This window comes from Bradyrhizobium sp. (genome assembly GCF_035935975.1).
Taxonomy (GTDB): domain Bacteria; phylum Pseudomonadota; class Alphaproteobacteria; order Rhizobiales; family Xanthobacteraceae; genus Bradyrhizobium.
This window is the reverse complement of record NZ_DASYWN010000024.1, coordinates 164,676-177,445: the sequence shown is the minus strand read 5'-3', so window position 1 is coordinate 177,445 and position 12,770 is coordinate 164,676. Positions and strand designations below refer to the sequence as shown.

At 66.4% G+C, this 12,770-nt stretch carries 11 protein-coding genes and 1 riboswitch; of the genes, 7 read left to right on the top strand and 4 right to left on the bottom strand.

What is annotated here, in order from left to right; all coding sequences use genetic code 11:
• The first annotated feature begins 27 nt into the window (after positions 1-27).
• The 4 genes from VGR99_RS12515 to VGR99_RS12500 are packed head-to-tail and all read left to right on the top strand — an operon-like array spanning position 28 to position 3,897.
• Positions 28-1,122, top strand: a complete 1,095-nt coding sequence (locus tag VGR99_RS12515) for an ABC transporter ATP-binding protein (protein ID WP_326898671.1) — start codon at positions 28-30, stop codon at positions 1,120-1,122.
• Positions 1,123-1,152: 30 nt separating this feature from the next.
• Entirely contained in the window at positions 1,153-2,199 is a 1,047-nt protein-coding gene (locus VGR99_RS12510; protein WP_326898670.1) for an ABC transporter substrate-binding protein, read from the top strand.
• A 19-nt stretch (positions 2,200-2,218) separates the two neighbouring features.
• Complete coding sequence (locus VGR99_RS12505) at positions 2,219-3,082, top strand: ABC transporter permease (protein WP_326898669.1); 864 nt, start codon at positions 2,219-2,221, stop codon at positions 3,080-3,082.
• Positions 3,082-3,897 (top strand): ABC transporter permease, encoded by an 816-nt coding sequence (locus tag VGR99_RS12500; RefSeq protein ID WP_326898858.1) that lies wholly within the window; start codon positions 3,082-3,084, stop codon positions 3,895-3,897. Before VGR99_RS12505 ends, VGR99_RS12500 begins: the two co-directional genes overlap by 1 nt.
• Here the strand turns inward: VGR99_RS12500 and VGR99_RS12495 are convergent, their stop codons facing one another.
• The gene (locus VGR99_RS12495) at positions 3,898-4,233 is read right to left on the bottom strand and encodes a hydroxyisourate hydrolase (protein WP_326898857.1); all 336 of its coding nucleotides are present in this window, start codon (positions 4,231-4,233) and stop codon (positions 3,898-3,900) included.
• Between the two features lie 26 nt (positions 4,234-4,259).
• Between VGR99_RS12495 and VGR99_RS12490 the strand changes: the two genes are divergently transcribed.
• Positions 4,260-5,456: an MFS transporter gene (locus tag VGR99_RS12490; RefSeq protein ID WP_326898668.1), complete on the top strand. Its 1,197-nt coding sequence runs from the start codon at positions 4,260-4,262 to the stop codon at positions 5,454-5,456.
• Positions 5,437-6,804: an amidase gene (locus VGR99_RS12485; protein ID WP_326898667.1), complete on the top strand. Its 1,368-nt coding sequence runs from the start codon at positions 5,437-5,439 to the stop codon at positions 6,802-6,804. Before VGR99_RS12490 ends, VGR99_RS12485 begins: the two co-directional genes overlap by 20 nt.
• Positions 6,805-6,958: 154 nt before the next feature.
• Here the strand turns inward: VGR99_RS12485 and VGR99_RS12480 are convergent, their stop codons facing one another.
• Together VGR99_RS12480 and VGR99_RS12475 are read right to left on the bottom strand one after the other, a co-directional pair.
• Positions 6,959-8,374, bottom strand: a complete 1,416-nt coding sequence (locus VGR99_RS12480; protein ID WP_326898666.1) for a PepSY domain-containing protein — start codon at positions 8,372-8,374, stop codon at positions 6,959-6,961.
• Between the two features lie 12 nt (positions 8,375-8,386).
• Positions 8,387-10,756 (bottom strand): TonB-dependent receptor, encoded by a 2,370-nt coding sequence (locus VGR99_RS12475; protein WP_326898665.1) that lies wholly within the window; start codon positions 10,754-10,756, stop codon positions 8,387-8,389.
• A 116-nt stretch (positions 10,757-10,872) separates the two neighbouring features.
• A riboswitch (cobalamin riboswitch) is annotated at positions 10,873-11,074 on the bottom strand.
• 72 nt (positions 11,075-11,146) lie between these two features.
• Between VGR99_RS12475 and VGR99_RS12470 the strand changes: the two genes are divergently transcribed.
• Entirely contained in the window at positions 11,147-11,719 is a 573-nt protein-coding gene (locus tag VGR99_RS12470; RefSeq protein ID WP_326898664.1) for a histidine phosphatase family protein, read from the top strand.
• Here VGR99_RS12470 and cobT read toward each other — a convergent pair.
• On the bottom strand, positions 11,712-12,764 hold the full coding sequence (gene cobT, locus VGR99_RS12465) for a nicotinate-nucleotide--dimethylbenzimidazole phosphoribosyltransferase (protein WP_326898663.1): 1,053 nt from the start codon (positions 12,762-12,764) through the stop codon (positions 11,712-11,714). The two genes, VGR99_RS12470 and cobT, sit on opposite strands and share 8 nt — an antisense overlap.
• Positions 12,765-12,770: the final 6 nt, after the last annotated feature.

Here is a 12,770-nt window from a genome sequence, read left to right as displayed (position 1 = left end):
TTCCTCGGGAGAACCGGAGGCAACACCATGGCTGAAGCGCAAGGCGGGCGTTCACTCGTCGTCGACGCCGTCACCCACCGTTATCCCAGCGGCGCGCTCGCGGTCGAGAACATCAATCTCGACATCAAGGGCGGCGAGATCATCGCCCTGCTCGGCCCGTCCGGCTGCGGCAAGACCACGCTGCTGCGCATCATCGCCGGCTTCATCGCGCAGACTCAGGGGCGCATCATCATCGGCGACGACATCGTCGATGCGCTGCCGCCGAACAGGCGCGCCGTCGGCATCGTGTTCCAGAACTATGCGCTGTTCCCGCATCTGTCGATCAGCGAGAACGTCGGCTACGGCCTCGCCGCCCGCGGCATCGACAAGGCGACGCGGCAGCGCGAGGCCCAGCGCCTGCTGGAGCTGGTGCAATTGCCGTCGATGGCCGAGCGGCTACCGCGCCAACTTTCCGGCGGCCAGCAGCAGCGCGTCGCGCTCGCCCGCGCGCTCGCGATCAAGCCGTCGATCCTGCTGCTCGACGAGCCCTTTGCCGCGCTCGACAAGAATCTGCGGCTCGACATGCAGATCGAGGTCAAGCGGCTGCAGCGCGTCTCCGGCATCACCACGCTGATCGTGACCCACGACCAGGAAGAAGCGCTGTCGATGGCCGATCGCGTCGCGGTGCTGAGCCACGGCAAGCTCGAGCAGTTCGGCACGCCGTCCGACGTCTACGACCGGCCGCAGACCCTGTTCGTGAACACCTTTGTCGGCTCGACCAACCGCATGCCCGGCATCGTCGTCTCGGCAGACCGTACTGAAGCCAAGGTGCGCCTCGATGCCGGCGCGGAGATCATCGCGCGGCCGGCGGCCGGCAGCCTTATCGAAGGCGGCCGCGTCACCGTGTGCATCCGGCCTGAGCATCTGCAATTCGTCGGCGACGAGAGCGGCTTTGCCGGCGTGGTCGGCATGTCGTTGCCGCTCGGTGCCACCGTCGTCCACGAGGTCACCACCGCCGACGGCTCCGGCGTCAAGGTCTCCCAGGCGCGCATCGGCGAGACGCGCGCGCTGGAGAGCGGCGCGGCCGTGCGCCTCGCTCCGCTCGCCCCGTCGCTCGCCAACGCCTTTCCCGCAACGCTTTAGTTCCAGTCATTGTCCACAACGGAGTTCGACATGATCCTCAACCGCCGCAGCCTGATGACGACGGCCCTCACCCTCGGGGCCATGAAAGCGTTTCCCGGACTGAGCTTTGCCCAGGCCCGCCCGCTGGTGTTCGCGACCTTCACCGGAAGCTGGGAAGAAGCGCACAAGGCCGTGCTGGTGCCGGCCTTCCGCAAGGCGAATGCCGATGCGGCGATCGTGCTCGACCCCATGCTGTCGGTCGACCAGATCGCGAAGGTCAACGCCGCGAAGGCCAATCCGCCGATCGACGTCATGCTGCACGATCCGGGTCCGGCGCTGGTCGCGATCGGCCAGGACCTCGTCGAGCCCTATCCGGTCGAGAAGAGCGCGTACTACAAGGACCTGATCAGTGAGGCGCAGGAGCCGATGGGCCCCGCCCCGTTCTTCCAGGTCGTCGGCCTCACCTACAATCCCGAAGCCATCAAGACGCCGCCGACCTCGTGGGCCGATCTCTGGAAGCCGGAGTTCAAGGGCCGCGTCGGCATCACCAATCTCAACTCGACGCTCGGCACCGGCTGGCTGGTCGAGATCGCCAAGATGCGCGGCGGCTCGGAAGCGAATGTCGATCCCGCCTTCAAGGCACTTGAAGAACTGAAGCCCAATCTCGCCGCGGTCGCCGCCAATCCCGGCGCGCTCGCCACCCTGTTCCAGCAGGGCCAGATCGACATCTCGCCCGGCAATTTCAACGCCATCCAGATCCTGAAAGCCCGTGGCGTGCCGGTCGAGTTCGTGGCGCCGAAGGAAGGCGCCATCGCCTTCAAGACCACGATCCACATCGTCAAGAACTCGCCGAACCGCGAGCTCGCCTTCAAGCTGATCGAGGCGGCGCTGGCGCCCGAGGTGCAGACCACGCTGATGAACCCGCCCTATCTGATCGTGCCGACCAATTCCAAGGTGACGATGGGTGGCGAGATCGCCCGCGTGCTCGCCAAGGACACCGCGGAGCTGAAGCAGAAATTCGTGTTCCAGGACTGGAAGAAGATCAACGAGCAGCGCTCGGCCTGGATCGAGCGCTTCAACCGCGAGATCAAGATCTAGCACCTTGAAGGCTTGAGCCATGGGCGCAGCACCGGCATCACGGGACGTCACGTCCTATGGAATGGGATTGGCATCGCCGCTGGCGCTGTTCTTCCTGCTGTTCTTCGTCGCACCGCTGCTGCAATTGCTCTGGCTCTCGCTGCACAACGACACGGCCGGGCTCCATTGGGGGCTCGGCCAATATTTGCACTTCCTCACCGATCCCTTCAGCCTCAGCGTGCTCGGCTCGACCTTGCTGCTAGGCGCCGAGGTCACGGCCGTCTGCCTCGTGCTCGGCTTTCCCATCGCCTGGCTCTATCAGCGGGTCGGGCCGCGGCTGCAGACCATCATCATCCTGATCGTGCTGCTGCCGCTGCTCACCAGCGTGGTGGTGCGCACCTTCGCCTGGATCGTCATCCTGGGACGCCAGGGCATCATCAACGCAACGCTGCAATCCCTGGGCATCATCGATACGCCCTTGAAGCTGCTCTACACCCAGTTCGGCGTGGTGATCGCGCTGGCGCAGGTGCAGATGCCGCTGATGACATTGCCCTTGATCACCGCGCTCGGCCGGATCGATCCCAATCTCGACGACGCCTCCTGCTCGCTCGGCGCCGGAAGCTGGCGCACCTTCTTCAGGATCGTGCTGCCGCTGTCGCTGCCCGGCGTGATCGCCGGCTGCACGCTGACCTATGCCGCCGCGATCACGGCCTTCATCACCCAGTCGCTGGTCGGCGGCGGGCAGATGCTGTTCATGCCGATGTACCTCTATCAACAAGCCTCGACATTGCAGAACTGGCCCTTTGCCGCGGCGATCTCGATCATCTTCCTGCTCGCCGTGCTCGCGGTCGTCTCCGTGTTCACGACGCTCGGCCGCATGTCGCGCGGCTATGGAGGCGCATGATGAGCGGCCGCAAGCGCACGCTGGAATCGTTCAGCTTCGAGCTGGTGATGACCGTGGTGGCGATCATCGCGCTGATCCTGATCATCGCGCCCTCGCTGGTGGTCCTGATCGTGTCCTTCACCTCAGGCTTCTCGCTGCGCTTCCCACCGCCTGGCTATTCGCTGCGCTGGTATGTCGAGCTCTGGAATGCGTGGCAGCTGCATTTCGCCGCCAAGAACAGCCTCATCGTCGCGCTGTGGGCGACGGGCCTCTCCGTCGGGCTCGGCGTTGCCGCTGCGCTGGCGATCTCGCGGTCGCGGACATTGTCGGCGCGCCTGCTCGATTCCCTCTTCATGTCGCCGCTGGTGCTCCCGGCGCTCGCCTTCGGCCTCGCCGCCCTGATGCTGTTCTCGCTGGTCGGCCTCCCCGTGTCGCCGCTGACGCTGGTGATCGGCCACACCGTGGTCTGCGTGCCCTATGTCGTGCGCAACACCGTCGCCGCCCTCGCCCAGCTCGAACCGACCCTGCTTGAAAGCTCGGCGGTGCTGGGCGCGAGCCGGCTCTACACCTTCCGGCGCATCGTGCTGCCGCTGATCCGGCCCGGCATCATCGCGGGCGCTTTCATCGCCTTCATGTCGTCGTTCGACAACGTGCCGGTCTCGCTGTTCCTGCGCGATGCCGCCACCGACATGCTGCCGATCCGGATGTGGCAGGATCTCGAGGGCAAGCTCGACGTGACGATCGCCGCGCTGTCGGGCGTGCTGATCATCGCAACCGTCGCGTTGGTCGCGGTGATGGAGCGCGTCACCGGCCTGTCGCGCCGACTGACCAACTGATCAGGCGCCGCGAAACAGCGAATAGCCCCAGCGCGTGAATTTCAGCGGCAGATGAAAATGCTCGTCAACGTTCTTGATGCGGAAGCGGAACGGCGTCACGGTCAGGAAACCGTCGCTGTCGCCGAAGAATTCACCGAGATGAAACAGGACCTCGTACTCGCCCGCCGTCACGCCCGCGCCTTGCGCGATGGGATGATCGAGCACGCCGTTCGCGCCGAGCCGCCCGTCGGCGATCCGCAACGAGTCCGGGCCAATTCGCCAGATCTCGACGCGCAGACCCTGCGCGGGCCGGCCGCTCGCCACATCGACCGCGTGAATGGAAATACCGCCTGCCACCATGTTCCTCCCGTGAGCGCAACACCATGGTAGACGCAAACACGGCTGTTCGGCCAGCGCCCGCGCTGCTGCCGGCCCTGGGTGCGATGACCTCGCTCCAGGCGCTGGTGGCGCTGGCCTTGTTTGCGCCGGGCGTGGTCGCACCGCGCGCCCATATCGAGGTCTGGCAGCTCTCGATGTTCTCCTGCGCGGTGTTCGCCGTCGGCATTCCCGCCTCGTTCTGGGGCGGCGGCTTTATTGCCCGCCTGGGCTCGCTGCGGATCGCGAGCCTGTGCGCGGCCGCGATCGTGGTCAGCATGGCGCTGGCCTCGCTCGGCACGACCGCGACCCTGCTGGCCGCGGGGCTCTGCCTCGGACTTGCCTTCGGACCGGAAACACCGGCGAGTGCAGCGCTGCTGGCGCGGCTCGTGACCGCCGAGCGGCGCGCCTTCGTGTTCTCGGTGCGCCAGACCGGCAACCAGATCGGCGCCGTCTGCGGCTCGCTGCTGCTGCCCGCGATCGCGATCGCGCTGGGACCGGCCTGGTGCTACGCGGCCGTCGGCGCCTGTGCGCTGATCGCGATCCTGATCTACGAGCGGCTGCGGCCGGCCTATGCCGGCAAGGCCGCCCCGCCTCCGGAGCTCGATCTCCGCGCGCGGCTGGCGCTTGTCACCGCAGACCGGCGCATCGCGATGCTGGCGCTGGCCTCGATGCCGTTCAGCGCGATGCAGGTGTCGCTCAACACCGTCTTCGTCACGCTCGGCACGCGCGAGCTCGGCCTCAGCCATATCGAGGCGGGCATGGCGCTCGCCTGCGCGCAAGCCGGCGGCCTCGTCGGCCGTCTCGGCTGGGGTTATGTTGCCATGCGCCTCAATGCCTCCCGCGCAGTGCTCGTCGTCATCGGCCTCGGCATGGCGTTCTGTGCGGCGCTGCTCGGCCTCGATGGCGCTTCGCTCGGCCGCACCTCGCAATTCGCGATTGCCGCGCTGTTCGGCCTGACGGCATCAGGCTGGAACGGCGTCTTCATCGCCGAGATCGCTCGCCTCGCCCCGCAGGACAGGATTGGCGACACCACCGGCGCGGTGCTGACGGCGTCCTATGCCGGGCTGCTGGCGGCGCCGGCGCTGGTCTCGATCCTCGACGGTGCAGCCAGCCTCGGCGCGGCATTCTTCGCCTTGGCCTGCCTTGCACTGTGCGGCACAGTGGCATTGATCGGGGGAGGCCATGACAAAGCGAGCAAATAGCGCGCGCGAGATCGCGGCCGACGTGACGGCCGGACGAACCAGCGCAGTCGACACCGCACAGGCAGCGCTTGCGCGTATCGATGCGGCCAAAGCGCTGAACGCGGTCGTGACCATCGATCCCGTCCGCACGCTTGCCGATGCCGCAGTGGTCGACGCGCGCCTGCGCGCCGGCGAGACCATGCGGCTGGCCGGCGTCCCCATCATCGTCAAGGACAACATCTGGGCCGGCGGCTGGCGCATCACGCAGGGCTCGCGCCTGTTCGCCGATTTCATCGCACCAACGGACGCGATTGCGATCGAGCGGCTGCGCAAGGCAGGCGCCGTCATCGTCGGCATCGGTGCGACGTCGGAATTCGCCAGCAAGGGCGTCACGACCTCGCAACTGTACGGACCAACCCGGCATCCGCTCGATCCCACGCTGACACCCGGCGGCTCGTCCGGCGGCCCCGCGGTGGCCGTCGCAGCCGGCCTCGTGCCGCTCGCGATCGGCACCGATGCAGGCGGCTCCAGCCGCAGGCCACCGGCCCATGTCGGCGTTGCCGGTTTCAAGCCGTCTTATGGCGCGATCCCGTACGGGCCCGGCTTTGCCGAGCCGTTCTTCGGTCTCTCCGTGATCGCACCGATCGCCGCCGATGTCGCGGATATCACGCTGGCGTTCGAAGCCATGGCCGGCGCCGATCCGCGCGATCCGGATTCCGCTGTTGTTGCGCCAGAAGCCGACGACATCGCGGGCTTGCGCATCGCATTCTCGCCGCGCCTCGGACTTGACGTCGCCGTCGACGATGTCGTCGCGAATGGACTCGTTTCCGTCATTGAACGTCTCTCCGCCGCCGGTCTGCAGATCTCTCACCGCGATCCCGTCTGGCCGCCGGGCGCGACGGAAGACGCCATCATGCCGCTTCAGCATGCCGGCCTCGCCGCGCTCTATGGCGATGCCTTCCGCAAGGACGCGGCCGTGTTCGACCCCGACATCGCCAAACAGATCGAGCGCGGGCTCGCCTGGTCAGGCGCTGACGTTGCGGGCGCACTGGTCGCAAGCACCGCAATCGCCAATGGCTTCGCTGCCTTCTTCACCGAGGCCGACCTGCTGCTGGCGCCAACAGTCCCCTGCGTCGCCTGGCCGTTCACACAGCTTGCGCCCGACATGATCGGCGGCCGCGCCGCAAGTCCGCGTGGGCATGCTGTGTTCACGCCGTTCGTCAATCACGCCCGCCTGCCCGCGATCTCGATTCCCTGCGGCGCGGACGAGCGCGGGCTTCCCTTCGGCCTCCAGATCATCGCCCGGCGCGGCCAGGACCGCACGCTGCTGCGCGCCGCAAAGCATATCGAGGCGCAGTTGCAGGCCTAGTTTCGTGCAACGGAGCGATTTCGGAATAGTCGCAATATACCCCTGTTTTGCCCGACGAGTCAAATCGCATCATGGCCCGCGTAAGCCATTGATTTCATTATCGCCGGCTACTGTGCATGGGGTTGTTTTCGCACTTTTTGTTTGATCGAGGGTCCTAACCGGCAAAAGACTGCCGCAGCCGCCGCCAGCCGATGACGATGCCGGTGATCGAAAACACCAGCCCGAGCGCGCAGAGGCTCACGATCAGGACATCGCGCAAACGCGGATGCGCCATGAGGATTGGAAAATCCAGCGTGTGGAGCGCGCTGTAGGCCCAGCGATAGGCCCGCCGCGACGCATCAAGCCTTTGCAGCACGCTGCCGTCGGCGCTGTCGATGTCGAACCAGACATCGCCGCAGCGCGAGCGGTAGACGGGCGCGCCGGGCACGGCGGAGTGCGCGGGATAGTCGTCGTCATCCGCGAGGGTCGACGGTGTGCCGCAACCCGCCGCAAGCCGCGCCATCAGGCTCCCGATCGCCTCCACGCTGATGACCGCCGACCCGCGACCATCCGGTCCGACCACAATCTGCGTCCCGAGACCAATCCGCTCGCGTCGATAGAGATTGCCATCGAGGGCGAACCACTCGACCTCACGGGCCAACGGCGATGTCGGTCCACGATCGAACGCCGGAGCCGTGGTCCAGTTCGGCGCAGCGTTGATCACACCATCCTCGTCCGAACTCAACTGCCCGCGCGAGAAGAGCCGGCCGTGATCCATGGAGAGCCAGCCGCTAAAAATCCAGGTCAGCACGAAGACCGTGGCCACAAGACCGATGATGTGATGCAGCGCGTGCCAGCCGCGATAAGGCGTCGTGATCCGGCCTCGCCGAATCTTGGCCCGCACGATCCCGAGCACCGCGCCCAGCACCGCCGCGATCATGGCCAGCAGCGACAGCGTCCAGACCACACGATCCCACAGGGCCCAATTGCTCCGGAGCACCGTCGGGTAGATCCAGTGCAGCACGCTGCCGGCGAGATTCCATCCACGTTCGCTCCGTGTCGCATCGAGGACAACTTCGCCGGTGCGCGACGAGACATAGACCTCCGTTCCGGCGGCATCGCCGAGGGCGACGCGATACAAAGGCCGGTGGCGATCAAAGCCGTTCGGAACGCTCCATTGATCGTAGTCCGCGCGTGCGACGACAACCGCCCGCGCTGCATCGAGCCCGCGTTGACGCGCATGATCCCGCGCAATGGCGAGAGCGACCTCAGGCGAGTGCACCGATGCATCCAGCCCGTCAGCGGCACGAACCGCACGCAAGAGCGACGGCGCCGACACGATGTAGACCGGCCCGTCGTTCCGTTGAACCAGGCGCACACGGGTCGCATCTGCAACCTTGCTCGCGGCCTCGGCCGCCGTGATCTTCACCTCGGAACGGTGCACTGCTGCAAGCCCGGCAAAACGCTCCGCTTCCGTCAACGACGGAAACGGAACGAAGTGCATCACGATCCCGCTCGCGAACCACATCGCGAACAGCAGGCAGAACGCGATCCCGAGCCAGCGGTGCAGCAGGACGATCGCGCTCATCATCTGGTCAGCATCCTACCATTTGAACGCGGCCGAGAGTTCATAGGTGCGCGGCGCGCCGAGCAGGATCTGATCCGGGTAGAACGGATCGCCCCAGACCGCGTAGCGCTTGTCAGTGATGTTGCGCACGCGGAACGTCAGCCGGGCCTGGTCGACCGCGTTGAACACCGTCCTGGGGATGTCGACGAACGCATAGACGTCGGCGACGGTATACGCCTTCATCGTCACGAGGTTGGCGTCGGTGTTGTAGCGGTCGCCGACATAGCGGCCGGTAATGCCGAGCTCCACCGGCCAGGGCGTGAAGAACCGGTAGGACGCGCCGGCATTGGCGACGATGCGCGGCACGTTCGGCGGCGTGTTGCCGGAGAACGAGCCGCCGGCAAAGTTGTAGTCGGCGTAGCGCGCATCGACATAGGCGATGTTGCCCCACAGGCGCAGCGGTTCGATCGGGCGCACCGCGGCCGCAAGCTCCACACCCTTCGACTCCTGCCGTCCCGCAATGTTGAGCGTCTGGCCGCCGGCGGCCGCATAGACGTTCTTGCGCACGATGTCGTAGGCCGAGAACGACCACTCCGCCCTGTTGTCCCAGAGCAGATGCTTGACGCCAGTCTCAACGGTGCGCGCGGTCGTCAGGTCCAGGTTCTGGGTCGGGCCGAGCAGGAAGATGTTGTTGGCCGAGATGTCGGCGCCGGTCGCATACTGGCTGAAGAAGGTCAGGCCGGGCACGGCGTCCCACGTGTAGCCGATACGACCCGTTACCGGTGCCCAGTCCTGCGTGAACGGAAAGTTCGCCTTCTCCAGCCCGTTCTTGTCGGTCGAGTTGCGGTCGAGCCCGATATGCTCGACGCGCAAGCCACCGACCAGCGCGAAGCTGCGTGTCAGCTTCAACCGGTCTTCGAACGAGAGCGCCTCGTTGTCGATGCGCGCGGTCTGCTGCTGCGTCGTGAGCAGGCCGTAGAAGCCGCGATTGGGATCAACCAGCGAAACGGAATCGCCGGGGAAGTTTGCAGCCCCCGGCCTGACGAAGTCGAGGTAGCTCGACGACAATGTCGTGACGAGCTTGTTGTCGAAACCCGCGATGTTCGAGTCCCAGATCAGGTCGGTGATGTTGCCGACGAGGCGCTGGCTGTGTGCGACAAAGAAGCGCTCGCGATCGACCAGGTTCGTCCCGGCGTTGAACGCCTCGACCTCGTTGTTGAACCAGCTCCGTTCCGCCCCATAGCCATAAGCCTGGCTCTTCAAGGTCAGATCAGGCGCGAGCTTCAGCTCGAAGCCGCCGCGCAGCCAGACCTCCTGCGCGACGTTGCGATTGTCGAGCACGTTGTAGTTGGTGTTGAAGGTGCGGTCGTCGATGGTGACGGCGCCGAGATTGGTTCCGTTGTAGTTCGAGACGTAATTGCCGGAGACGATGCCGCTCGTCGCATGCGAACCGCTGAAGGCGATCGGCACCAGCGGCGCGCCCCAATAGGCCTTCGAGCGGTCTTCGCGATACTCGATCGCGCCCCAGACCTTGAGGCTGTCGGAGATGCGGTAGTTGAGTTGGCCCGAGACATCGAACGTCTTGGTGTTGGTGTCGTCGGCAAAGCCGCTGAGCGAGGCGCGGCTGATGTCGAAGCGATAATCGAGCCCCTGCACATTGGTGCTGCCGCCCGAGCCGTAATGCGCGCGGAATGAATTCAGCGAGTCCCAGGAGAAATCGGCTTCATTGCGGATCGGCCCGGTGTGTGGCTGCTTGGTGACGAGATTGATCGAGCCGCCGGCGGCGCCCTCGCCCGATATCAGCGAGGCCGGGCCTTTCAGGAATTCCACGGCTTCGAGATTGGCGGTGTCGGTGATCCGCGAGGTCATGTTCTGCGGACCGATCTTGATGCCGTTATAGAGCATGTTGATCTGGCTGTTGGTGAAGCCGCGCATCGAGAAGGCCGCGGGTTCTGCCGGATTGTCGCCGGAGGTGACGCCGACGGCTCCTTGCGCCACCTCGGACACGGTGCGATAGCCCTGCTCGCGCATCGTCGCGGCCGAGATCACCTCGACGGTCGCGGGGATCTCCCGCACGGTCAGGCCGAGCCGCGAAGCGCTTTCCGCGACCGCATTGCTGTTGAGCGGCGTCTGCGCCTGTCCCTGCGCTGCCGCGCCCGGCACCGCCGGTTTTGGCGCGGCCGTCGCGGTGGCGGACCGGCGCGGTACCGCGCGGCGGACGCTCTGCGCGTCCCGTCCGGCAGGTTTTGCTTGCTTGCGGGATTGAGCGGGCGACACTTCGACCGGCGGCAGGCGTTCGCGCGCCTCCTGTGCCAGTGCGGCGGGCGGATCGATGGCGGCAAAGGATGTCAGCGCGGCAGAGGCGAGCACGAAGCCGCGCGGTCGTACAAGACGGATGGAAGACACGGGTATGGACCTCGGTATGACGTCAGTGGCACGTCACAGCGAACCAAGGTCCCATCTTCCGGCGCTCAGCCTTCCGATGAAGCCGAATGTCTGTACTCCCCGACCGACATCTTCGCGTGTGACCACGGCTGACGGCAGGTCTCCTGGCTCGCGGGTCGTGACCGCTTCGTCGCCTTCCCGGGACCGAGGACCCAGTGGCTTCTGACGAAGGATTCACCGCTTACAGTTGCGGGGGCAGCCGCGGCATTGGGGACAACGTCCCCGCACCGCATTCCCTTTTCATCCCCTCTCGGGGAAACCGTCAAAGCCATCTAGGATTACGATCAGGACAGAGTCAATGTGCAAGCTGCGGCGTTATTGCCACAGCGAGCAACTTCCTTGGAGATGAGCATGGAAGGCGAGACCTTCCTCTGGCTGATACGGCATGCGCCCGTCGACGGCGTCAAAGGCACGATCCATGCGCCCGATGCGCCGGCCGATCTCGGCGACCGCGCGCAACTGGAGGCACTGCGGCAGCGCATGCCGCAGGATGCTGCGAGCTACGCCAGCCCGTCGCGCCGCACGGTCGAGACCGCGCGCGCACTCGGGCTCGCGCCGGAGTTGGTGAGCGACTTCCGCGAGCAGGATTTTGGTGACTGGACCGGCCATCGGCATGACGCGCTCGCCGCGACCGGCGGCGAGGCCTATGCGCAGTTCTGGAGCGATCCGGCGCGTGGAAAGCCGCCGGGCGGTGAGAGCTTTGAAGACCAGGTTGCGCGCGTCCGATTGGGTCTGTCACGGATCGGCACAGGCACCGCAACGCTGGTCGTCCATTCCGGCACCATCCGCGCAGCACTCTGCATCGCGCTGGATCTCACGCCTCAGGCAGCCCTGCGCTTCGTGATTGATCCGCTGTCGCTGACCCGGATTGATCGCCTCGTGAACGGCTGGCGTGTCGTCTCCGTCAATCAGCGGATCAGCTAGGCCGATCCGGCACATTGGCCTGCGCAAAGGTCGCCATGCCGTTGTGGAGCGCGCAGGCCGCGCGCACCAGCGGCAGCGCGATGGCAGCGCCCGATCCCTCGCCGAGCCTGAGATCGAGGCTGATCAGCGGCTGCACGTTCAATGCGCGCAGCACCAGCCGATGCCCCTGCTCCGCCGATTGATGCGACGGCAACAGGAACGGCTGGCACCACGGATTGAGCCGCGCTGCGGCGAGCGCAGCCACCGACACGATGAAGCCGTCGATCAAGACGGGAATACGGCGCTGTGCGGCCGCGATGATCGCGCCGCAGATCGCCGCGATCTCGAGCCCGCCGACGGCGCACAGGATCTTTTCGGGCGCAGCGCCCGCAACGCCATGCTGCGCGATCGACGCATCGATCACGCGCGCCTTGTGCGCGCGGCCCGCCGCATCGACGCCGGTGCCGCTGCCCGCGATCTCCCCGGCGCTGATGCCAAGCAGGCTCGCGGCAATCGCCGCCGACGTCGTGGTGTTGCCGATTCCCATCTCGCCGAAGATCAGCAGGTCAGGCAGGCTGGCCTCGGCACGCGCCACCGCGCGCTGGCCGGCCTCGAATGCAAACACCAGCTCCGCAGGCGTGAGCGCGGATTCGACGCTGAAATCGCGCGTGCCGCTGCGCGGCTTATCGGTGACGACGCCCGCCATCGCCTCCTGCGCCAGCGTGCCGGCGTCGACGACTTCAAGGCTCGAGCCCAGCTCGCGCGCTAGCACCGAGATCGCGGCTCCGCCCGAAGCAAAGTTCGCCATCATCGCGATAGTCACGGCTTGCGGATAGGCCGAGACACCCTGCGCGACGATGCCGTGATCGCCGGCGAACACGATGATCGGCACGCGTCCCGCACGCGGCTGCTCGGTCGCCTGCAGGCCTGCAAGCTCGACCGCGAGCTGCTCGAGCCGGCCGAGCGCGCCGGTCGGCTTTGTCAGTTGCGCCTGCCGCGCGAGCGCCGCGTCGCGATGGATCGCGGAGACGTCGGGGCATTTCTGGGTGACCCATTCGGGGAGCATGCTGCC